Annotated in this window: 22 protein-coding genes; 9 read left to right on the top strand and 13 right to left on the bottom strand. The window is 62.4% G+C overall.

Annotated elements, in window-relative coordinates:
* Nucleotides 1-3 precede the first annotated feature (3 nt).
* Nucleotides 4-906, bottom strand: a complete 903-nt coding sequence (locus ACR0K1_RS03045) for a fatty acid desaturase (RefSeq protein ID WP_480614596.1) — start codon at nt 904-906, stop codon at nt 4-6.
* Complete coding sequence (locus ACR0K1_RS03050) at nt 899-1,102, bottom strand: DUF2061 domain-containing protein (RefSeq protein WP_480848712.1); 204 nt, start codon at nt 1,100-1,102, stop codon at nt 899-901. The genes ACR0K1_RS03045 and ACR0K1_RS03050 overlap by 8 nt, the downstream gene beginning before the upstream one ends.
* Before the next feature lie 108 nt (nt 1,103-1,210).
* On the opposite strand from ACR0K1_RS03050, the gene ACR0K1_RS03055 reads away from it, so the two are divergent.
* Both ACR0K1_RS03055 and ACR0K1_RS03060 read left to right on the top strand, forming a co-directional pair.
* Entirely contained in the window at nt 1,211-2,083 is an 873-nt protein-coding gene (locus ACR0K1_RS03055) for a helix-turn-helix domain-containing protein (protein WP_480614590.1), read from the top strand.
* A gap of 87 nt (nt 2,084-2,170) precedes the next feature.
* Complete coding sequence (locus ACR0K1_RS03060) at nt 2,171-2,353, top strand: hypothetical protein (RefSeq protein WP_480614587.1); 183 nt, start codon at nt 2,171-2,173, stop codon at nt 2,351-2,353.
* An 8-nt stretch (nt 2,354-2,361) separates the two neighbouring features.
* On the opposite strand, the gene ACR0K1_RS03065 is transcribed toward ACR0K1_RS03060, so the two are convergent.
* The 3 genes from ACR0K1_RS03065 to bcoG form a co-directional block, all read right to left on the bottom strand.
* Complete coding sequence (locus ACR0K1_RS03065; RefSeq protein WP_480848714.1) at nt 2,362-3,117, bottom strand: SDR family oxidoreductase; 756 nt, start codon at nt 3,115-3,117, stop codon at nt 2,362-2,364.
* The gene (locus tag ACR0K1_RS03070; RefSeq protein ID WP_480614581.1) at nt 3,114-4,577 is read right to left on the bottom strand and encodes a carnitine 3-dehydrogenase; all 1,464 of its coding nucleotides are present in this window, start codon (nt 4,575-4,577) and stop codon (nt 3,114-3,116) included. Before ACR0K1_RS03070 ends, ACR0K1_RS03065 begins: the two co-directional genes overlap by 4 nt.
* Nucleotides 4,578-4,654: 77 nt before the next feature.
* Nucleotides 4,655-5,572: a 3-dehydrocarnitine:acetyl-CoA trimethylamine transferase BcoG gene (gene bcoG / locus ACR0K1_RS03075; protein WP_480614579.1), complete on the bottom strand. Its 918-nt coding sequence runs from the start codon at nt 5,570-5,572 to the stop codon at nt 4,655-4,657.
* Nucleotides 5,573-5,704: 132 nt separating this feature from the next.
* Between bcoG and ACR0K1_RS03080 the strand changes: the two genes are divergently transcribed.
* The gene (locus ACR0K1_RS03080; RefSeq protein WP_480848717.1) at nt 5,705-6,691 is read left to right on the top strand and encodes a GlxA family transcriptional regulator; all 987 of its coding nucleotides are present in this window, start codon (nt 5,705-5,707) and stop codon (nt 6,689-6,691) included.
* A gap of 76 nt (nt 6,692-6,767) precedes the next feature.
* Here ACR0K1_RS03080 and ACR0K1_RS03085 read toward each other — a convergent pair whose 3' ends face one another.
* The 3 genes from ACR0K1_RS03085 to ACR0K1_RS03095 are packed head-to-tail and all read right to left on the bottom strand — an operon-like array spanning nt 6,768 to nt 9,781.
* Nucleotides 6,768-7,814 carry an aldo/keto reductase gene (locus ACR0K1_RS03085; protein WP_480848719.1) on the bottom strand — a complete coding sequence of 349 codons (1,047 nt, stop codon included), beginning with the start codon at nt 7,812-7,814 and terminating at the stop codon, nt 6,768-6,770.
* A 37-nt stretch (nt 7,815-7,851) separates the two neighbouring features.
* Nucleotides 7,852-8,310: a DNA polymerase III subunit chi gene (locus ACR0K1_RS03090; RefSeq protein WP_480614571.1), complete on the bottom strand. Its 459-nt coding sequence runs from the start codon at nt 8,308-8,310 to the stop codon at nt 7,852-7,854.
* A 4-nt stretch (nt 8,311-8,314) separates the two neighbouring features.
* Nucleotides 8,315-9,781 (bottom strand): leucyl aminopeptidase, encoded by a 1,467-nt coding sequence (locus tag ACR0K1_RS03095; RefSeq protein WP_480848722.1) that lies wholly within the window; start codon nt 9,779-9,781, stop codon nt 8,315-8,317.
* Between the two features lie 229 nt (nt 9,782-10,010).
* On the opposite strand from ACR0K1_RS03095, the gene lptG reads away from it, so the two are divergent.
* From lptG to rsmA, 5 genes are all read left to right on the top strand, one after another.
* A complete protein-coding gene (gene lptG, locus ACR0K1_RS03100; RefSeq protein WP_480614958.1) occupies nt 10,011-11,111 on the top strand; it encodes an LPS export ABC transporter permease LptG in 1,101 nt (366 codons plus the stop codon).
* Complete coding sequence (locus ACR0K1_RS03105; RefSeq protein WP_480614564.1) at nt 11,111-13,261, top strand: LPS-assembly protein LptD; 2,151 nt, start codon at nt 11,111-11,113, stop codon at nt 13,259-13,261. The genes lptG and ACR0K1_RS03105 overlap by 1 nt, the downstream gene beginning before the upstream one ends.
* Nucleotides 13,252-14,505 (top strand): peptidylprolyl isomerase, encoded by a 1,254-nt coding sequence (locus ACR0K1_RS03110; protein ID WP_480848724.1) that lies wholly within the window; start codon nt 13,252-13,254, stop codon nt 14,503-14,505. The genes ACR0K1_RS03105 and ACR0K1_RS03110 overlap by 10 nt, the downstream gene beginning before the upstream one ends.
* The gene (gene pdxA / locus ACR0K1_RS03115) at nt 14,502-15,467 is read left to right on the top strand and encodes a 4-hydroxythreonine-4-phosphate dehydrogenase PdxA (protein ID WP_480614558.1); all 966 of its coding nucleotides are present in this window, start codon (nt 14,502-14,504) and stop codon (nt 15,465-15,467) included. The genes ACR0K1_RS03110 and pdxA overlap by 4 nt, the downstream gene beginning before the upstream one ends.
* Before the next feature lie 80 nt (nt 15,468-15,547).
* Nucleotides 15,548-16,390, top strand: a complete 843-nt coding sequence (gene rsmA, locus ACR0K1_RS03120; protein ID WP_480614555.1) for a 16S rRNA (adenine(1518)-N(6)/adenine(1519)-N(6))-dimethyltransferase RsmA — start codon at nt 15,548-15,550, stop codon at nt 16,388-16,390.
* 54 nt (nt 16,391-16,444) lie between these two features.
* Here the strand turns inward: rsmA and ACR0K1_RS03125 are convergent, their stop codons facing one another.
* From ACR0K1_RS03125 to prfA, 3 genes are all read right to left on the bottom strand, one after another.
* Nucleotides 16,445-17,029, bottom strand: a complete 585-nt coding sequence (locus tag ACR0K1_RS03125) for a DUF4167 domain-containing protein (protein ID WP_480614554.1) — start codon at nt 17,027-17,029, stop codon at nt 16,445-16,447.
* A gap of 240 nt (nt 17,030-17,269) precedes the next feature.
* Nucleotides 17,270-18,115: a peptide chain release factor N(5)-glutamine methyltransferase gene (gene prmC, locus ACR0K1_RS03130; protein ID WP_480848725.1), complete on the bottom strand. Its 846-nt coding sequence runs from the start codon at nt 18,113-18,115 to the stop codon at nt 17,270-17,272.
* Nucleotides 18,112-19,167: a peptide chain release factor 1 gene (prfA, locus tag ACR0K1_RS03135; RefSeq protein WP_480614956.1), complete on the bottom strand. Its 1,056-nt coding sequence runs from the start codon at nt 19,165-19,167 to the stop codon at nt 18,112-18,114. The genes prmC and prfA overlap by 4 nt, the downstream gene beginning before the upstream one ends.
* Nucleotides 19,168-19,230: 63 nt before the next feature.
* Here prfA and ACR0K1_RS03140 point away from each other — a divergent pair, with 63 nt between their 5' ends.
* Nucleotides 19,231-19,521 (top strand): hypothetical protein, encoded by a 291-nt coding sequence (locus ACR0K1_RS03140; RefSeq protein WP_480614549.1) that lies wholly within the window; start codon nt 19,231-19,233, stop codon nt 19,519-19,521.
* Between the two features lie 4 nt (nt 19,522-19,525).
* Here ACR0K1_RS03140 and ACR0K1_RS03145 read toward each other — a convergent pair whose 3' ends face one another.
* Entirely contained in the window at nt 19,526-19,873 is a 348-nt protein-coding gene (locus ACR0K1_RS03145) for a DUF6404 family protein (RefSeq protein ID WP_480614547.1), read from the bottom strand.
* Nucleotides 19,874-19,912: 39 nt separating this feature from the next.
* Nucleotides 19,913-20,314, bottom strand: a complete 402-nt coding sequence (locus tag ACR0K1_RS03150) for a DUF1499 domain-containing protein (protein ID WP_480614544.1) — start codon at nt 20,312-20,314, stop codon at nt 19,913-19,915.
* Nucleotides 20,315-20,363 lie beyond the last annotated feature (49 nt).

Raw genomic sequence — 20,363 nt, forward strand, 5'->3', positions numbered from 1 at the left:
AATTTACGGTTTTGGCCAGAGCGGATGCGCGACCGGGTCTTTCGCCCGCCAGAGGTGTTCGCGGAAGATTTGAGCGTAAGAGCGATACACATAAGCCTCGTTACAAGCCAGGTACCTGTCCTTTCCCGCTTTGTAGAGCGCGGGCAGCCGATACCAAGGCGCGGCCGGGTTCATATGATGAACGACGTGCAGGTTGTTGTTTAGAAACAGGAAAGACAAAAGCCCCCGGTCTTCGACAATCACGGTCCGGGCGCGGGATTTCTCATGCGCGCGGTGTTCAAGGAAGGTGCGGATTTTGACCAGACCCAGGCCGATATAGGCGGACAGAACAAAGGCCCAAACTGGCATCGCCGAGTGCGAGACGACCCACAAAGTGACCACAACCCCCGGGACATGCAGCGCCCATGCCAGCAAAATGGCAGCGTCCCCGCGCAACGCGCCGCGCCCCTCATCCCGCAGGAAGGCCACCTGCCCGATGGCCGGGCCCAGAACAATACGCCCCAGAAGCGTGTTGTTTGCGGTGTAAAGCAGCCTCTGCCACCGGTTCAGCCCAACCCAGACTTTAGGGTCGAGATAGTTTGATTCGGGGTCATCGTAGGGATCGGTCAGATTCGCATCCTGATGATGCGCCAGATGCAGGTCCCGGAACCGGTTGAACGGTATGAACAGGGTGAGCGGCAGCGCCATCAGCGCCTCGTTCAGCCACTTTGCCTGAAACGGATGACCATGCAGCGCCTCATGCGTGAGCGAGGAATGCAGCGCCGCAACCAGACCCATGGCTGGAATTGCCAGCCATAGGGACAATGCCGCCAGCCAGAACACCACCGCAAGCCACGCGGAATAGCAGGCCACGATCAGCGCGAAAGTGCCCCATTCGGGCGATCTGGGCGTCGTAGGCTCAGCCATGCCGCCCCCACGAAATCCCCGCCCAGATGCGTTCGTAGATGACATACATCGTCAGACCGATCGCCGTATTGACCAGCGCGACGGCCCCGCCAACGGCGGCAGAGCCTGTAGCGATCAGGCCGACCAGCGTCATGACCGCCAAGCCTATCACATTCCACACGATTGCTTTCACGACCGATCTTCGTCGCGTTTCCATTCCGGACCCCATTCTTATTGTTCTCACAAAAGCGTTACATGCGGGCCCGGCTGCTGCACATTCTGAATATGATTAACAAAACTCACCGTTCATGATATTTATCACCACATGGATGACAAAATCGACAAACGCGACCGCGCTGCTCAGTTTCGTCTACGCCTTGCCCGCGCGATGGAGGAGCGCCACGTCAGCCAAAGCGCCCTTGCCCGCAACATTGGCGTCGACCGTTCGACCGTTTCGCAATTGCTGACGGATGAAGGTGCGCGCCTGCCAAACGCTCATGTGGTGGGCAGTTGCGCATCGTCGCTTGGGGTTTCGGCAGACTGGCTGCTTAGCCTGTCGGACCGTCCCGAAAGTGCCGCCGAACTGTTGGCCGGTTCCCTGACCATGGCCGAGGCCCCTCGCGCATTGGTCGACGAACGCATCTTTGAATGGCACCAGCAGGCAGCGGGGTACAAAATCCGTTACGTGCCGGCGACGCTGCCCGACATGCTGAAAACCCGCGCCGTTCTGGAATGGGAATATGCCCCGCATCTGGGCCGGACCGCAGATCAGGCGATCGGGGCTTCAGCAGACCGGCTGACATGGATGCGTAGCGCCCAATCGGATTATGAAATCGCCATGCCCCTGTTCGAGGTCTACAGCTTCGCGCATGGGGTCGGGTATTATGACGGCCTGCCGCTGCAGGTTCGTCTGGAACAGATCGACCACCTGCTGGACATCTGCGCACAGCTCTACCCCCGGTTGCGCATCTATCTGTTCGATGCCAAGCGGCTCTATTCCGCGCCGGTGACGATCTTTGGGCCGCTGCTCTGCGTGTTTTACGCCGGAAGCCACTATATGGCCTTCCGGGATCGCGACAGGATCGAGGTGTTCACCCGCCATTTCGACACCCTGATCCGCGAGGCCGACATGACCGCCCGCCATTTTCCGGATCACCTGAAACGGTTGCGGGCGGAAATCACGCAAGTCTCATCATGACACTTGGGGTATGAATTGGCCGCACCTGTTGTATAGTCGGGCTGTACAACCATCAGACATTCCGATCTGACACGGAGGATGACTGGAATGGACGCACTACAAACCGCTCAATACGCACGTGCCCTGTATTCCGCCCACGGTGACCGGGCCGAGGCGGAAGCCGCCCAGAAAATGCGCGAATGCGAGGACGCCGGGAATACCGAAGAGGCAAAGAACTGGCAGGCCGTGCGCAGCACGATCCGCCAGATCAGAGGCCCAAATCAGGGTTGAGCCAGCCCTTAAGAGCCGGGATTGACCAGGTGACCGTCGACGGCAATGACCTGCCCCGACACCAGCCGTGCCGCGTCCGATGCCAGGAACACTGCCATATCGGCAATGTCCCGCGCCTCGACAAAGCGGCGCATGGATGTGCCTGACGCATAGCCCTGATAGATTTCGTCAAAACTCACGCCTCGGGCATCGGCTTCGCGCTGAATCACAGCATTGATCCGGGGGCCTTCAACGGCACCGGGGCAGATCGTGTTGCAGCGAATCCCGAAGGGGCCAAGCTCCATCGCCAGGGTCTTGGCCAGCCCGATCACCCCCCATTTCGACGCGGAATAGGGCGCGCGGTTTGGATAGCCGTGCTGGCCCGCGGTCGAAGAAGTCACCACGATCGCACCGCTGCCCTGCCGCTTCATGATCGGCGCGACATGTTTTGCGCACAAAAACGTGCCTTCAAGATTGACCGACAGACAGCGCCGCCAATCCTCCAGCGATACGTCCTCGACCAAGGCGGTCGGCCCGGCAATCCCGGCATTGGCGCAGAGCGTATCCAGCCCACCCCATTGTGCCTTGATCTCGGCAAACAGGGCTGCGACAGCGGCATCGTCAGCGGCATCCACCTGGGATCGCTGCCAATGATCGGGGCACTCCGACAGGGCCGCCGCATCCACATCGGTCACCCAGACCTGCGCACCCGCCGCGTCAAAAGCCTCGGCCATGGCGCGGCCCACGCCGGACGCGCCCGCAGTGATCAGAACGCGCCCGCTCATGACGGTTTGCGGATCGCATCACCCGCTCCTTCCGGATAGGGCAATCCGGACTGCGCGCGCGCAACCCGTGCCATGGCGGATTCGATATCCGGGGACGGCGCACAGGGGCGCCTGGTTTCAAGATCGGTGTGCAGCAAAAAACTCTCTCCTGTCGCAAGAATCGCCTCACCTTGATACATCCAATGGAAAAGATGTAGCTTTTTTCCCTCGCCCAAAAGCAACTGTGTCCGCACTGCAATCCGGTCGCCCGCATGGACCTCATCCAGGTAGCGCACATGGGTCGCCGCGGTGAAATAACTGCCGCCCGAGGCGACATAATCGGAATCGCAACCGATGAGTTCCATGAACCGGTCGGTGGCGGCGGCGAAGGCCTCCTGAAACCGCGATTCGTTCATGTGGCCGTTATAGTCGGTCCAATCCAGCGGCACCGCGCGCGACAGGGTCAGGATCGGCTGGCTCAGATCGGCCTGGTCCAGATCGGGCAGCGCATCGGGTTTGCGCTGCGCGTCATGGCGGTTCAGTACCGCGCCCGCGCCCCAGTCCTGTGCCTTGAGCGCGCGCATCATGCCGACAAGGTTGTTGTCCCGGATACGCTCCAATTCCCGGATCGAGTGCATCCCCGACTGCGCATCCGACTGATCGGCAATCATATCGACCAGTTCGTCTGTAAACTCGGGCACATCCATCAGCTTGGTCCAGGGCCATTTCAGCGCGGGCCCGAACTGCGCCATGAAATGCCGCATCCCGGCCTCGCCCCCGGCCACGCGGTAGGTCTCGAACAGGCCCATCTGCGCCCAGCGAATGCCAAAACCCATGCGGATCGCCTCATCAACCTCTTCGGTTGTGGCAATACCGTCCTTGACCAGCCACAACGCCTCGCGCCAGACGGCTTCAAGGAACCGGTCGGCGATATGGGCGTCGATTTCCTTTTTGATGTGCAAGGGGAAAAAGCCCACAGAACTCAGCAGGTCCTTGGCCCGCTCAATCATCTCGGGCGCGTTCTTCCCGGTCGGTACAAGCTCGACCAGCGGCAACAGGTAAACCGGATTGAACGGATGCGTCACCACGATCTGTTCAGGCCGCAGCGCGCCCTCCTGCAGTTCCGAGGGTTTGAAGCCACTGGTCGAGGATCCGATGATCGCGCCCGGATCGCAAGCCTCCTGCAACGCTTTGTAAACCTTCAGCTTCAGGTCCAGCCGCTCTGGCACACTTTCCTGTATCCAGACCGCGCCCTGAACGGCCTCGGCCATCTCGCGATGAAAACTCACCGACCCTTCGGCTGGCAACGGCATATCGCTCAACCCCGGCAAAGACCGTCGCGCGTTGTCCAAAACCTCACCAATCTTCCGCTCGGCCTCGGGGTCCGGATCGAACACCCGCACATCCCAACCATTGAGCAGGAACCGAGCGGCCCACCCACCACCGATCACGCCACCCCCGATGATCGCCGCTGTCTTCATCGCATCACGCCCCAAACTTCATCTTTTCAAAAATACTCCGGGGGTTTGGGGGCTGGCCCCCAATTCTCCGTACCATCTCACTTCGCCGCCGGATCCCGCTTCACAAGCCCCAGCTTCTCGCGCACCTCCTGCGGGCCGATCACCCGCGCGCCCATATTCTCGATGATCGTCCCGGCGCGTTCGACCAGCTGCCAGTTCTCGGCCAGCACACCCTTGTCCAGCCACAGGTTGTCCTCCAGCCCGACGCGCACATTGCCGCCTGCCAGCACCGCCGCCGCCACATAAGCCATCTGGTGCCGACCAAGGGAAAACGCACTGAACGTCCAGTCCTGCGGCACGTTGTTCACCATCGCCATGAAGGTATTCAGATCATCCGGCGCGCCCCACGGCACCCCCATGCATAGCTGTACCAGCGCATCTGGCTCCAGAATCCCTTCCTTCACCAATTGTTTGGCAAACCACAGATGCCCGGTGTCAAACGCCTCAATCTCGGGCTTTACACCCATATCGGTCATCATCTTGCCCATCGCCCGCAAGGCACCGGGGGTGTTGGTCATGACGTAATCCGCCTCGGCGAAATTCATCGTACCGCAATCCAGGGTGCAAATCTCGGGCAGGCATTCCGCGATATGTGCAACCCGCTCAGACGCCCCGATAAGGTCGGTTGCGGCCTCGTTCACCGGGAACGGGGTCTCGACGCCGCCAAACACGATGTCGCCGCCCATCCCCGCCGTCAGGTTCAAAACCACATCCACGTCGGCGTCCCGTATCCGGTCCGTCACATCACGGTACAGATCCAACCGGCGGCTCGGCGCGCCGGTCTCGGGATCCCGCACATGGCAATGCACCACCGCCGCCCCTGCCTTGGCGGCGGCAATCGCGCTGTCGGCAATCTGCGCGGGCGAGCGCGGCACATGCGGGCTGCGATCCTGTGTCCCGCCCGAGCCGGTGATGGCGCAGGTTATAAAGACTTCGCGGTTCATTTCCAGAGGCATGGCGTTTTCCCCAACTTATACCGGCTTGTGCGTCGGGTTTTCCCCAGACTTCTCCCCGGTTATCGATTTGCGTTCGCGCCCGAGTCTGGCGCAGCCTTGGGGAAACACTTGCCAGAATGCGAATCAGACTTGATGAAATCCGCAAAAAACATACTGCAACCCGAACATCGCGCCCTGAAAACGGCGGTGCTGGTGCTGGATGAATGCAACACGCTCTGCTTCGCCTCGGCCGTTGATCCGATGCGGGCGGCCAACCGTCTGGCAGACCGCCCCGCCTTTGACTGGGACTACGTGACCGCCACGGCAGAGCCCGCGATGCTGACCAGCGCCCTCAGCGTTCCCGGTATCCCGCTGGCCCGCCTGCAGACCTGCGACCTGATGATCGTGGTCGCCGGGTTTCAACTGGCCCGTCACGCCACCCCCAGCCTGCTTGCCGGGCTGCGGCGGATCGCGGGCACCGGGGCCGCGATGGCGGGGATTGACGGCGGCCCCTGGCTGCTGGCCGAGGCGGGCCTGCTGGACGGCCACGCCGCCACCACCCATTGGGAGGATCTGGAAAACTTCGCCGCGCGCTTCCCCAATATCGACGTACGCCCCGACCGGTTCACGATCTCGGGCAACCGTATGACCTCGGGCGGCGCCATCCCGGCGGTCGACATGATGCTGCAGATCATCGCGGCGCGCCACGGCGCGGGCTTCGCCGCCCGCGTCTCGGGCCTGTTTCTCTATGACGGCCCGTCCGAGCCTTCGAAACCGCAAAGCCGCACGGGTGCACCGCATCGCCATACGGCCCTAACCGCCAAGGCAAACGCGCTGATGGAATCCTCACTCGACGAGCCGCTGACACTCGCCGACATCGCCGACACGCTGGGCACCAGCCCCCGCACCCTGCAGCAACAGTTCCGCCTGCGCCTGAACACCACGCCGCAGGACCATTACCTGCAACTCAGACTGGCCGAGGCCCGCCGTCTGGTCACTGACACGGACCTGCCCCTGATGGATGTCGCACTGGCCACCGGCTTTGCCTCACAATCCAGCTTCGCCCGCGCCTTCCGCACCGCCCACGGCCAATCCGCCCGCGACCTCAGGCAAGAGCGCACGCAGCCCACCCATCACTGACCGGATCCCTCTTCATCTGTCCCAAAATATCCCGGGGGCGGCGCGCTTAGCGCGACGGGGGCAGAGCCCCCTTGCCTCAGTATGGCATCGGATTCGCCCGGTGGGCTTGTCCGATCTCAGCCAGCACGTCTGACGACAATTCCAGATCGCGCCCCGCCAAAATATGCTCCAACTGCGCTACCGAGGTTGCGCCGAAGATCGCCGACATCATGAAAGGCCGCGTCCGGCACCATGACAGCGCCATGTGCACAGGGTCCATCCCGTGCCGTGCGGCGATCTCAAGATAGGCTGCAACCGCATCAAAAACCCGCTCGGACTTGCGCCCGCCCATATCAGGGTTCAGCGACATGCGCGAGGCGTCGGGCACCGCCCCGCCCTGATATTTCCCGGTCAGAAACCCCGCCCCAAGCGGCGAAAAGGCCATCAGACCCACATCCTCGTGCATGCTGAGTTCAGCCATATCCGTATCGAAATGCCGGCACAGCATCGAATACTCGTTCTGAACCGAGGCCACCCTCGGCGCGCCCATCTGCTCGGCCAGACGCAGCCATTGCGCGGTGCCCCAGGCGCTTTCGTTCGACAGGCCGAATGCGCGGATATTGCCCTTATCCACCTCCACCTGCAGCGCCGCAAGGCAATCCTGCATGTTGTCCAGCACTTCGTTCGTGTTGTGCCCGGTCGGGGAATAGTTCCAGTTCTGACGGAACATATAGCTGCCGCGATTGGGCCAGTGAAACTGATAGAGGTCGATGTAGCCCGTCTGCAATCGCCGCAACGAGCCTTCAATCGCGCCGGGGATTGTCTGCGCGGTTATCGGCGCACCCTCGCGGACATGGCTCAACCCGGCGCCGGAATGTTTGGTGGCCAGAACATAATCGCCCCGGCGCGACGGGTTGGCCGCGTTCCAGTTTCCCAGTATCTCTTCGGTGCGCCCGATGGTTTCCTTGGCGACCGGGTTCACCGGGTACATCTCGGCAGCGTCGACGAAGTTCACGCCAGCGTCCAGCGCCATATCCATCTGGCGATGCGCGTCATCCTCGGATGTCTGAGACCCGAAGGTCATAGTGCCCAGGCACAGGTCTGTCACGTCGATACCGGTACGGCCCAGCGGCTTCATTTTCATCCTGAAATCTCCTGAATTGATCCGCCCCGGCCGTTCCCTAGGCCTCGGCTTTTTTCTCCCACCGGCCCGATTCCTCGGACCAGTATTGCGCCGAACAGCCCGCGTCGGTCAGCGCTTTCCACTGCCCGCGCGCCTGTCGCACGGCCTCACTGTCATTGCCGTCAAAAAGAATACAGACCCGTTCCAGCGCCGCCACTTCGTCCGGCTCGACCGGCGCGCCGTCGACGGCCATCACACAGGCGGGTGCGTTGGCAGCATCGGCGTCCGTGGTCAAAAGGATCGGCTGCGCCGCATCATGCGGGCCGCCAGCGCGGCCATGCGGCAGGAACCCGTCCTCGGGCCCTAGCCACAGCTTTTCGTCCAGCCAGTCCATCCGCGCCGGATCCGTGCCCCGCACGGCGATCTTCCACCCGGCCTGCCGGGCCTTGTCCAGCAGCACGGGCAAGGTGTGCTCCAGCGGCTGGCGGGTCAGGTGGTAGAAATAGACGGCCCCCATCCGATTACTCGAAATTGTCCTGCACGAACCGGCTCAGCGCGCGCACGCCCCAGCCTGTGGCCCCCTTGGGCGCATAGGAAGTCTCGGCAGACACCGAGGCCACGCCCGCGATATCAAGGTGAATCCACGGCGTTTCCTCTTTCACGAACCGCTGCAGAAACTGCGCCGCCGTGATCGAGCCCGCTGGCCGTCCGCCCACATTCTTCATGTCTGCAATGCGCGACTTGAGTTGCTTGTCATAGGCCTCGCCCAACGGCATCCGCCACGCGCCTTCATCCTCGGCCTTGGCCGATTTCAGGAAGGCATCGCAGAACGTATCGTTGTTCGAGAATACACCGGCATTTTCATGACCCAGACCAATGATGATCGCGCCGGTCAGGGTGGCCAGATCGATCATACCGACCGGCTCGAACCGGTCCTGCGCATACCACATCACGTCGCACAGCACCAAGCGGCCCTCGGCATCGGTGTTGATGATCTCGACCGTGTCGCCCTTCATCGATTTCACCACATCGCCGGGACGGGTGGCGTTGCCCGAGGGCATGTTTTCCACCAGCCCAACCAGACCCACGACATTGGCCTTGGCCTTGCGTTTGGCCAGCGCGCGCATGGTGCCCGCGACAACGCCTGCGCCGCCCATGTCCATCGTCATGTCCTCCATGCCGCCCGCCGGTTTCAACGAGATGCCACCTGTGTCGAACACCACGCCCTTCCCGACCAACGCAAGCGGCGCATCATCCTTGTCACCGCCCTTCCACTGCATGACGACCACTTTCGACGGGCTGTCCGAACCCTGCCCGACGCTCAGCAGCGTCCGCATGCCCAGATCGGCCAGTTTGTCTTCTTCCAGAACCTCAACCTCAAGCCCCAACGATTTCATCTCGTCCAGACGGTCGGCGAATTCGGTGGTGGTCAGCACATTCGCAGGTTCGTTAGTCAGGTCGCGGGTCATGCGCACACCGTCGGCCACGGCGTAAAGCGGGGCAAAGGCGGCTTCGGCCTCGGTATGTTTCGAGTGGCTGATCGTGACCGTTCCGGGTTCTTCACTGTCCTTGGTCTTGTGCTCATCGAAGTCATAGCTGCGCAGAGCGATCCCCATCGCCAGATCCTCGGCCCGGATCTGATTGCCCGCCATCACAAGCATGTCCTTGCCACCCGCCAGCTTGGCCAGCGCGGCCCCGGCCTTGCGCGCCTCGGCCGGTTCCGGGCGGCGCGGCAGGACCAGAATGTCGAGCGTTTCAGCCTCCATCCCCGCAGGCCACGCCAGCGAGATCACGTCGCCGGTCTTGGCCTTGCCGAATTTCTCGCTTTCGACCAGCCGGGCAACGGCCCCCTTGGTCAGACGATTGGCGCGGCGGGCGGCAGGGCCCATCTTGCCCTCGGACGGTATGATGACCGCCACGCGCCCGGCTGCCTGCGCCATCGCGTCAACGTCAAAGGCCTGAAAACGGATCGATATCAGACTGCTCATTGCAAACTCCTCAAATTCTGTTCCCCAAGACCTAGCCCGCACCGCGCGGCTTGACCAGATAGCAGTTTTCCCCGGCCCGCATTTGCATTAAGGTCGCGAAAAAATAACTGGCAGGTCCGGGGGAGAAAGACGTGGCACGAAACGGCAGGCACACGCCGTCGCGCATATTCAGATGCGGGGACGATTCTGGCCTGCACACCCGTTTTCCATGCCCGACGGGGGCGTTCCCGTGATCCTTGACCGCTACTTCGCCCGCCGATTTCTGCAAAGCTTCTTCGTCATCGGCGGCATTTTCCTGACCCTGATGATTCTGATCGACCTGATCGAACAGGTCCGCCGGTTCGATGATGTCGATCTGTCCTTCGGGCAATTGCTGCAACTGAGCCTGCTGAACACCCCCGCCGCAATCAGCGAGATGCTGCCCCTGCTGGTGATCCTGGCCACCATCGCGCTGTTTGTCGGTCTGGCGCGCAGTTCCGAACTTGTGGTCACGCGCGCCATCGGGCGGTCGGGCATCCGCGCGCTGGTCGCGCCGGTTCTGCTGGCCCTGACCATCGGCGCGCTGGCCGTGGCGCTGCTGAACCCTATCGCCGCCGCCACGTCCGAAGAGTTCCAACGCCTGTCGGATTCCTATCGCAACAACGGCAGTTCCGCCCTGTCGATCAGCAGCGAAGGGCTTTGGCTGCGGCAAAGCGCCGAAAACGGTCAGGCGGTGATCCATGCGCGTGGAACCTCGAATGGGGACACGCTGGGGCTGGACGACGTGACCATCATCACCTTCGCCCGTGACGGCAAACCGACGCAGCAGATCATCGCCGACCGGGCCGAGTTGGACGATGGCAAATGGGTGCTGACCAATGCCAAGGTCTGGAACCTGGAGGCTGGTCAGAACCCCGAGTTCAACTCGGCGCAGCACGAGCGCCTTGACCTGCCGACATCGCTGACGCGCGACCGCATTCTGGACACGCTGGGCAAGAAGAACTCGGTTTCGGTTTACGATCTGCCGCAACTGATCAAAGACCTGCGCGAAGCCGGATTTTCCACCAAGCAGTACGAGGTCTGGCTGCAGGTTCAGCTTGCCCGCCCGATCTTTCTGGTTTCGATGGTCCTGATCGGGGCCGCCTTCACCATGCGGCATGTGCGCTTTGGCGGCACCGGCATCGCGGTGCTGACGGCGGTGCTGCTGGGCTTCGCCATCTATTTCGTGCGCAACTTTGCGCAAATCCTTGGGGAAAACGGACAATTGCCCATCTACGTCGCAGCCTGGGCCCCGCCCTTTGCCGCAATTCTGCTCTCACTCGGCCTGCTTCTGCATGCGGAGGATGGCTGATGCAGCACGTCCTTCCCCTGCTGCTGACAAGCGCGATGGCCTTGTCCGTCCCCGCTGGCCTTGCCGCCCAGACGGCCCCGGCCGAGGCTCAGCAGGAACAGGATCAGCCCGCCCTGTTGGTCGCTGACCGCGTTTTCATCACCAACGACCGCAAGCTGGTGGCCGAAGGCAATGTCGAGGCCTTTCAGGGCGACACCAAGCTGTCCGCCCAACGCGTGATCTACGATCAGGAGACCGGAGAGCTTGTTCTCGAAGGCCCCATCCGGATCGATCAGGGCGGGCAATCCACCCTGCTGGCGGATTCGGGCGAGTTGGACAGCGGTATTCAGAACGGGCTGCTGATTGGCGCGCGGATGGTGTTCGACCAGCAGGTTCAGATTGCCTCGGTTCAGGCGAAACGGGCTGCGGGGCGGTATACGCAGTTCAGCAAGGTCTCGGCCACATCCTGCCATGTGTGCGAGAACGGACGGCCGCCAATCTGGCAGATCAGGGCGCGCAAGGTCACGCATGACCAGTTGGAGCGCCAGCTTTACTTTGAAGGAGCGCAGCTTCGGGTTCTGGACCTTCCGGTGTTCTACTTCCCGTATCTGCGCCTGCCGGACCCAACGCTGGACCGGGCGACCGGGTTTCTGGTTCCGTCGATCCGCAGCACCTCGCAGCTGGGAACCGGGGTTCAGGTTCCCTATTTCTTCAAGATCGGCGATCACCGGGACCTGACGCTGACCCCCTACGTGTCGGCGAAAACCAAGACCCTCGGCTACCGCTACCGTCAGGCCTTTGTGAACGGACGGATTCAGATCGAGGGGGCCTTTACCCGCGACGACATCCAACCCGATCAGGATCGCGGGTATCTGTTCGCGAACGGGTCCTTCAACCTGAAGAACGATTACCGCCTGTCCTTCAACCTGCGCACAACCTCGGACGACGCCTATCTTGCAGATTACGGCCTGCCGGATTTCGACCGTCTGCGCAGCGAAATCGCGCTGGAGAGGATCAAACGGGACACCGCGTTCAAAACCAGCTTCATCCACTACGAGACCCTGCGCGACAGCGAGGATCAGGACGAAATCCCGTCCCGCGTCTTCGACCTGAACTACGAAAAACGGTTCTTTCCCAATGCGGTAGGCGGCGAAGTGCGCCTTGCCTTTATCGGCCATGCCCATGAACGCACCAGCGATGCCGATATCATCGGCCGGGACATTGCGCGGGCGACCTTTGACGCAGAGTGGCTGCGCAGCTGGACCTTTGCGTCCGGTCTGCGTGCGGATGCGCAGTTCGGGGCCTCGGTCGATACGTTCGATATTCGCAACGACAGCCAGTTCCCGGATCAGGTCACACGGTCGACCCCGCGCGCGGCGCTGACCCTGCGCTATCCGATGACCCGGCGCGAAAAGTCCGGGGCGACACAGTTTCTGGAGCCCATCGCGCAGGTCGGGTGGACCCATGTCTCGAACACGGATGTTCCCAACGACGAAAGCACCTTTCAGGAGTTTGATCAGGGCAACCTGCTGTCCCTGTCGCGCTTCCCGGCCGAGGATCAGCGCGAAGATGGTGCCACCGCCGTCCTTGGCGTGAACTGGGCCCGGTATGCTGCGGGCGGCTGGCAGGCGCTGGCGACAGTCGGTCAGGTCTTTCGGGCGGATGCGGACCCGGATTTCAACCTGACCTCGGGCTTGCAGGGCACCTCGTCCGACGTGCTGCTGGCGGGGCAGATCAAGACCGCGAATGGCTGGTCGCTGGCGGGCCGCGGTCTGCTGAACGGCGATTTGAGTTTTGCCAAGGCGGAACTGCGCGGCGGCTGGCAGCAGGAAGGCGCGAGACTGGCCGGCAGCTATATCTGGCAGGAGCCCGACCCTGCCGAAAACCTGAACGAAGAGATTTCCGAACTGCTGCTGTTGGGAAGCTATCAGGTGGACCAGAACTGGCGGACCGGAGGGCTGGCGCGCTATGATCTGAGCGAGTCCGAACCCATCCGTCTGGGGCTGGATGTGACCTATCAGAACGAATGCGTTCAGGTTAACATGTCCGTAAGTCGGCGCTTTACTTCAACATCGACTATTGAGCCTTCGACAGAATTCGGCTTTACCCTGTCGCTGACAGGATACGCCCTTGAAGGCGGTGGTAAGACATACAAGAGAACATGCAGTTGATATCAGGTATCTTCAGGTTTCTTCGTTCCCGTCGGCGCAAAATGGTCGCGCCGGTTCTGGCCACTGCGCTGGTCGCAGTCGCCGCGTCTCAGGTGACAGCGCAAAGCCTGTTTTCACCGGCAATCCGGGTCAATCAGGACATCGTTACATGGTACGAACTGGAACAGCGTCAGCAGTTCCTGAATGCCTTGGGCATCCCCGGCGGGACCGAGGCCGAGGTGCGTCAGGCCCTGATCGATGACCGCCTGCGCAAACAGGCCTTGCGCGACGCCGGTATTCAGGCCGCAGCCGAGGATGTGCAGGGCGGCATCGACGAATTTGCCGCACGGGGCCAGCTTTCGACCGAACAGTTCCTGCAACTGCTGGCCGATCAGGGCGTCGATCCGGAAACGGTCCGCGATTTCGTGGCCGACCAACTTTCGTGGCGCGACTATATCAGCGCCCGTTTTCTGTCGCAGGCCCGACCGACGCAGGACGAAATCAACCGCGCACTTGGGCAGACCGGAGGCGGCGGCCTGCAGGTCCTGCTGTCCGAAATCATCATACCGGTAAACCCGCAAACGGTGGCTCAGACCGAGCTTCTGGCCGAGGAAATCTCGCAACTGGAAGGGTTCGACGCTTTTGCCTCAGCGGCCACGCAATATTCAGCCGCCGCAACCCGAAACGATGGTGGCCGGCTGGACTGGCTGAACATCTCGAACCTGCCGCCCGCGTTGCAGCCGGTGATCCTGGGGCTCAAGAACGGCGAGGTTACCGATCCGCTGAGCCTGCCCAATGCCGTGGCGCTGTTCCAGTTGCGCGGCCTGCGCGAAGTATCGACCGGCGCGCCGCGTTTTGCCGAGATTGACTACGCCATCTACTACCTGCCCGGCGGGCGCAGCGCCGACGGGCTCGCCTCGGCCGCGCGGCTGAGGGAAGAGATCGACACCTGCGATGACCTTTACGGTATCGCCAAGGAACAGCCCGCCAACGTGCTGGAACGGATCACCGCCAGCCCATCCGAAATCCCCCGCGATGTGGCGCTTGAACTGGCCAAGCTGGACCGGAATGAGGTTTCGACCGCCCTGACCCGCAACAACGGGCAGACGCTGATGTTCCTGATGCTGTGCAACCGGACCCGCGATCTGGGCGAAGAAACCTCGCGCGAGGATGTGGCCAATGCCCTGACCCAGCAGCGTCTGCAGGCGTTTTCCGAAAGCCTGCTGGAACAATTGCGGGCCGACGCCACCATCATCGAACAATGACAGCCCCCATCGCGCTGAGCTGCGGTGATCCCGCCGGTATCGGCCCCGAGATCGCGGCAAAAGCGTGGGACAGCCTGCGTGGCACCTGCCCGTTTTTCTATATCGGCGACGGGTCTCATCTGCCTGCGAGCACGCCAACGCGACAGATCACTGATCCCACACAGGCCATAGCAGCCTGCGCCGCGGCTCTGCCCGTTCTGCACCGTGACTTTCCCGCACCGAATATCCCGGGCCAACCTGCCACGGAAAACGCACCTTCGGTGATCGAAGCCATCGAAACAGGCGTCGCGCTGGTGCAATCCGGTGCCGCCTCGGCCCTGTGCACGGCCCCGATCCACAAGAAAGCCCTGATCGACGGGGCCGGGTTCTCCTACCCCGGACATACCGAGTTTCTGGCCGCCCTCGCGGGGCGCAAACGGGTAGTGATGATGCTGGCGAGCGCGCAATTGCGCGTTGTCCCGGCCACGATTCACATCCCCCTGTCAGACGTGACAAGCAAACTGACGCCTGACTTGCTGCTGGACACCATCGCGATTACCGCTGCCGGCCTGCGCCGCCAGTTCGGCATCGCGCATCCGCGCATCGCGGTCGCCGGGCTGAACCCACACGCGGGCGAAGGCGGCAAGATGGGGACCGAGGAACTGGACTGGATCGCCCCGCTGCTGGCCGATCTGCAGCCCGACGGCTACACCGTCAGCGGCCCGCACCCTGCAGATACCATGTTCCACGCCGCCGCCCGCGCCCGCTATGATGCGGCCATCGCCATGTATCACGATCAGGCCCTGATCCCGATCAAAACGCTGGATTTCGACCGGGGCGTGAACGTGACACTGGGCCTGCCGTTCATCCGCACCTCGCCCGACCACGGCACCGCGCTCGACATCGCCGGTCAGGGCATCGCCAACCCGACCAGCCTGATCGAGGCCCTGAAACTCGCCCACCGCATGGCAAGCGCCCGCTGATGCTTCACCTGTCTGAAAATATCCCCGCCGGAGGCAAAAAACCTCTGGCGCACCGCCCCAAACACACGCCACGATAACGCATGAGCGCCATCGACACCCTTCCCCCGCTGCGCGAAGTCATCGCCGCCCACCAGTTGTCTGCTCGCAAATCGCTGGGGCAGAACTTTCTGCTGGACCTCAACCTGACCGCCAAAATCGCCCGGCAGGCCGGGGATCTGACCGCGTGTGACGTGCTCGAAATCGGCCCCGGCCCCGGTGGCCTGACCCGGGGGTTGCTGTCCGAAGGCGCACGCAAGGTCGTCGCGGTGGAAAAAGACACCCGCTGCATCGCCGCCCTGAACGATATTGCCGCCGCGTATCCCGGCAGGCTCGAGGTCATCAACGACGATGCGCTGGAAATCGACCCGCTTGCGCATTTGACCCCACCGATCCGCATCGCGGCCAACCTGCCCTACAATGTGGGGACCGAGCTGTTGGTGCGCTGGCTGACACCACCCGAATGGCCGCCCTTCTGGCAAAGCCTGACGCTGATGTTCCAGCGCGAGGTGGCTGAGAGGATCGTGGCCCAGCCCGGCAGCAAGGCCTATGGCCGTCTGGCGATTCTGGCCCAATGGCGCGCCGATGCCCGTATCGCCATGTCCCTGCCCCCCGGCGCGTTCACGCCACCGCCCAAGGTCTCCAGCGCCGTCGTACACCTGACCGCCCTGCCCGAACCCCGTTATCCAGCCGACGCCGCCACCCTGTCGCGCGTCGTCGCTGCCGCCTTCAACCAACGCCGCAAAATGCTGCGCGCCTCGCTGAAAGGCGTGGCCCCGGACATCGAAGACCGCCTGACCGCCGCCGGGATCAAACCCACCGAACGGGCCGAACAGGTCCCGCTTGAGGCGTTTTGCGCGCTGGCACGGGAAATCCGCAAGTCCTGAACGCAAAAAACCCCGGCGCATCGGCCGGGGTTTTTGACAAATCTGTCTGGCGATTTACTCGGCAGCCTCTGACGCGTCACCGTTGTCGCTGGCGGCGTCTTCCTTGGCCGGCGCCGCCTTGGGTTTGCGGGTGCGCGGGCGGCGGGGCTGCTTTTCCTTGCGCTCGGCAGGCTCGGCATCGGCAGCTTTGTTCTGGCTTTCCGGGGTCTCGACCAGACCGCTTTCCGGCGCGGCAGTAGGTTCGGCAAAATCCATCACATCGGGTTGCGGAGCCTCGGCCGGGTCGGCCTGACGCGCGGCTTCGCGTTCCTGACGCTCGGCACGTTCGCGGTCGCGTTCGGCCTGGCGTTCGCGGTTCTGGCGCTCCTGCTCTTCGCGGCGCGCTTCAATCTCGCGCTGCGCTTCGCTCAGCATCCGCAGGTAATGCTCGGCATGCTGCTGGAAGTTCTCGGCCGCCACACGGTCATTCGACAACTGGGCGTCGCGCGCCAGCTGGTTGTATTTATCAATGATTTGCTGCGGCGTGCCACGCACTTTGCCCTCGGGGCCCGAGCTGTCAAAAACCCGGTTTACGACGTTGCCGCCGGAAGGACGATTGCGGTTATTCTTGGCCCGCGAACGGGATTTGGAAGATCTCATCTTACTTTACGTCAGCCTTGTCGTTCATTGTCGATCAACCCGTACCTTGCACTGCTCAGAAGCTTGTCCCGTACCGTGTCATCGACTTTTTTGGGCTTGGCGTCGGGGGCGCGCTGGAACGGCGTCAACCTCTCCGACTAATCCTGAGTAAACATGTCCTGCCCGTACAGACAAGAGGGTAATCGTCAATTTCGCAGGTTTTTTACATTCAGCGGCGATTTTCGGCCTCAATCCTGCGGTTCAGCCCGGCATTGTTGCGCGAACAACCCGATCGCGCCCGTCCAGATCGGGGATCACGCGGATATCCGACAACCCTGCCGCATCAAACAGCGCCGAGACATATTTTGCCTGCGTTGGGCCGATTTCGACCAGAATCCGCCCGCCCTGCACCAGAAAATCCGGTGCATCTGCGGCGATGCGACGATATGCATCAAGCCCGTCACCTTCGTCGGTCAGCGCCAGCCGGGGTTCGTGATCGCGCACCTCGGGGGACAGGTCGTGCATTTCCGCCAGCGAGATATAGGGCGGGTTCGATACGATCAGATCGAACTTGCCGTCCACCGCCGCGAACCAGTCCGATTTGCGGATTTCGACCCGATCCTGAACCTTGTGCAGCACCGCATTTGCGCTGGCCTGCAGGCAGGCGGCTTCGCTCAAGTCCACCCCAAAACCCGATGCGCTCGCCCGTTCCGCCAGCAGGGTGACCAGAATGCAACCCGAGCCGACGCCAAGGTCCAGAACGTGGTCAAACGGCTGGCTTAGGGCGGCTTCGATCAGCGCCTCGGTCTCGGGCCGCGGGTCCAGTACATCGCCGCTGACGCGGAAGCGGCGGCCGTAGAATTCGCGCTCTCCCAACAGGTGCGACACCGGCACCCGGATCGAGCGGAGTGACACAAGCTGATCGTAGCGCTCGGCGATATCCGGCGGCAACTCCTCGGGCGCGATCAGCGTTACGCGGCTGGCCTCGATCCGTGCGGCGTGGGCCAGCAAGACGCGCGCGTCCCGCGCCGGGTCCTCGACACCTGCGGCCCGCAAACGCGCGGTCGCGGCGGCCATGGCCTGAGCCGCTGTCAGCGCCGCGATCATTGCGCCAACTCCGCCAACAATCGCGCCTGGCCATCGGCGGTCAGCGCGTCGATCACCTCATCCAAATCGCCCTGCATGACCTGATCCAGCTTGTAAAGCGTCAGGTTGATGCGGTGATCGGTCATGCGGCCTTGCGGGAAATTGTAGGTCCGGATCCGTTCCGACCGGTCGCCCGAGCCCACCTGACTGGCGCGGTCCGCCGAGCGTTCGCTGTCGATCCGCTGACGTTCCAGATCATAGAGGCGGGTTTTCAGCACCTGCATCGCGATCTCGCGGTTGCGGTGCTGGGACTTTTCGGAACTCGTCACAACGATTCCGCTGGGCAGGTGGGTGATCCGCACCGCCGAGTCGGTGGTGTTCACATGCTGCCCGCCCGCGCCCGAGGACCGCATCGTGTCGATACGCAGGTCATTCGCGTCGATCTGGATGTCCACATCTTCGGCTTCGGGCAGAACCGCCACCGTCGCCGCCGAGGTATGGATCCGCCCGCCGCTTTCGGTTTCGGGCACGCGCTGCACGCGGTGCACACCGGATTCGTATTTCATCCGGGCAAAGACGTTGTCGCCTTTGATATGGGCCACCACCTCTTTGATGCCACCAAGATCGGATGCCTGTTCTTCGATGATCTCGAACGTCCAGCCCCTACCTTCCGCATAGCGCTGATACATCCGCAGCAGATCGCCCGCAAACAGCGCGGCCTCATCCCCGCCGGTGCCGGGGCGGATTTCCAGCATCGCGGGGCGCGCATCCGCCGCGTCCTTGGGCAGCAGCGCCAGTTGCAGCGCATGCTCAGCCTCGGGGATCTGCGCCTGAAGCGCGGGGATTTCCTCTTCGGCCAGTTCCTTCATGTCCGGGTCGGACAGCATCATCTCGGCCTCGGCCAGATCGGCGACCAGTTGCCGCCACGCCATGATCTGATCGACCACCGGTTTGAGGTCGGAATATTCCTTGGCCAGCGTCGCAATATCACCACCCGAGGCGCCATCGGCCATGGCAGCTTCGAGGTATTGGAACCGCTGTGTAATCTGTTCAAGACGTTCTTCGGGGATCATCCCGGCGGTGTCTATCAATCCGGGGCTTTGGTCAAGGGCCGTCGCTGTGCTAAGCTGTGGCGCATGAAACGAATTGCTCTTGTCTTAGCGCTGTGTGCGGCACCTGCGATGGCCGATGTCTACGGCCCGAATGGCAAGGTTCAGGACTGTTATTGCACCGACAAAGCCGGCAGCCGCGTGGAACTGGGCGAGATGATCTGCCTGCAGGTCGATGGCCGCATGTTCATGGCGCAATGCCAGATGTCGCTGAACGTGCCCATGTGGCGCGAGGTGCAGGAGGGGTGTTTGTCGTCAGGATTACAGTCCGAGTGGCCCGAGCCGGGTGTGACCGCCCCTGCCCCTGACGCAACCTAACCTTTCAAAAGTCTTCCCACGTGCTGAGCTTGTGCCTTTTGCGCGCGCGCCGGATCGTTATTTCCTCGGCAAGGGTAAAGAAAACGCCAAAAGCCAGCGAATACAGAACAAACCGCAGGATCAGACAGTTTGGCGGCAAGACAGCAATGTACATAGCCAACCCCCAGATGCCACCGAACAGCAATGGACCCACGGTGAGCCGAGCGGCTTTGCTGCGATAATATTTGGGTCTGGGTTTGAAACCCGCTTTCCGAAGATGACCTAGATATGGGGCGGGATAACCGCGCTCTTGCAAACCAGCATATTCCAACTCGGCCGTGGCGCGTCGGTACTTTTCTTCATAGTCGTTCATATTACCCATGTGGGTATTTCGATCTATGATTTCAACCTATTAGAGATTTTCCAACCACCCATCCACCCGCGCCCTGTTCACTCCGAAATCCTTGCGGCCAAACCGCAACCGGCCATGGATGCGCAGGGTGTCGCCGTCCTGTTGCGCGGTGGTGTAGTCCGGAAACCCAATGACTTTGGTGCGGGAGACATAAGTGATCATCCCATCCTCAACCGATCCGGCCAGCACGGTGGTTCGCGACGCTGCGCGGGCGATGGCATCAAATTCTGCCAGCCCGTTCGGCCCAGTCTCAACCACCCGCACCACGCCGGTTGGCATGTCCCGGTTTGCATCTCCGACCGGCGCGACGTGCCAGCGATCAGGATCAGAGGGGGTCAGACGAATATACGCCCCCAACAGAACAACCACTCCGACAATCAGCAAAAGCAGCACTTTTTTCATCCCTGTCCCGTCCCTTGTGCCCCAACCTATTTGCAAAGCGCACCGAGGC

Source organism: Ruegeria sp. F5 (assembly GCF_056533845.1).

Excerpts from the sequence above, each read along its gene's own strand:
- ACR0K1_RS03045 (WP_480614596.1), bottom strand. The coding sequence starts at position 906 with ATGGCTGAGCCTACGACGCCCAGATCGCCCGAATGGGGCACTTTCGCG.
- ACR0K1_RS03050 (WP_480848712.1), bottom strand. The coding sequence starts at position 1,102 with ATGGAAACGCGACGAAGATCGGTCGTGAAAGCAATCGTGTGGAATGTG.
- ACR0K1_RS03055 (WP_480614590.1), top strand. The coding sequence starts at position 1,211 with ATGGATGACAAAATCGACAAACGCGACCGCGCTGCTCAGTTTCGTCTA.
- ACR0K1_RS03060 (WP_480614587.1), top strand. The coding sequence starts at position 2,171 with ATGGACGCACTACAAACCGCTCAATACGCACGTGCCCTGTATTCCGCC.
- ACR0K1_RS03065 (WP_480848714.1), bottom strand. The coding sequence starts at position 3,117 with ATGAGCGGGCGCGTTCTGATCACTGCGGGCGCGTCCGGCGTGGGCCGC.
- ACR0K1_RS03070 (WP_480614581.1), bottom strand. The coding sequence starts at position 4,577 with ATGAAGACAGCGGCGATCATCGGGGGTGGCGTGATCGGTGGTGGGTGG.
- bcoG (WP_480614579.1), bottom strand. The coding sequence starts at position 5,572 with ATGCCTCTGGAAATGAACCGCGAAGTCTTTATAACCTGCGCCATCACC.
- ACR0K1_RS03080 (WP_480848717.1), top strand. The coding sequence starts at position 5,705 with ATGAAATCCGCAAAAAACATACTGCAACCCGAACATCGCGCCCTGAAA.
- ACR0K1_RS03085 (WP_480848719.1), bottom strand. The coding sequence starts at position 7,814 with ATGAAAATGAAGCCGCTGGGCCGTACCGGTATCGACGTGACAGACCTG.
- ACR0K1_RS03090 (WP_480614571.1), bottom strand. The coding sequence starts at position 8,310 with ATGGGGGCCGTCTATTTCTACCACCTGACCCGCCAGCCGCTGGAGCAC.
- ACR0K1_RS03095 (WP_480848722.1), bottom strand. The coding sequence starts at position 9,781 with ATGAGCAGTCTGATATCGATCCGTTTTCAGGCCTTTGACGTTGACGCG.
- ACR0K1_RS03105 (WP_480614564.1), top strand. The coding sequence starts at position 11,111 with ATGCAGCACGTCCTTCCCCTGCTGCTGACAAGCGCGATGGCCTTGTCC.
- ACR0K1_RS03110 (WP_480848724.1), top strand. The coding sequence starts at position 13,252 with ATGCAGTTGATATCAGGTATCTTCAGGTTTCTTCGTTCCCGTCGGCGC.
- pdxA (WP_480614558.1), top strand. The coding sequence starts at position 14,502 with ATGACAGCCCCCATCGCGCTGAGCTGCGGTGATCCCGCCGGTATCGGC.
- rsmA (WP_480614555.1), top strand. The coding sequence starts at position 15,548 with ATGAGCGCCATCGACACCCTTCCCCCGCTGCGCGAAGTCATCGCCGCC.
- ACR0K1_RS03125 (WP_480614554.1), bottom strand. The coding sequence starts at position 17,029 with ATGAGATCTTCCAAATCCCGTTCGCGGGCCAAGAATAACCGCAATCGT.
- prmC (WP_480848725.1), bottom strand. The coding sequence starts at position 18,115 with ATGATCGCGGCGCTGACAGCGGCTCAGGCCATGGCCGCCGCGACCGCG.
- prfA (WP_480614956.1), bottom strand. The coding sequence starts at position 19,167 with ATGATCCCCGAAGAACGTCTTGAACAGATTACACAGCGGTTCCAATAC.
- ACR0K1_RS03140 (WP_480614549.1), top strand. The coding sequence starts at position 19,231 with ATGAAACGAATTGCTCTTGTCTTAGCGCTGTGTGCGGCACCTGCGATG.
- ACR0K1_RS03145 (WP_480614547.1), bottom strand. The coding sequence starts at position 19,873 with ATGAACGACTATGAAGAAAAGTACCGACGCGCCACGGCCGAGTTGGAA.
- ACR0K1_RS03150 (WP_480614544.1), bottom strand. The coding sequence starts at position 20,314 with ATGAAAAAAGTGCTGCTTTTGCTGATTGTCGGAGTGGTTGTTCTGTTG.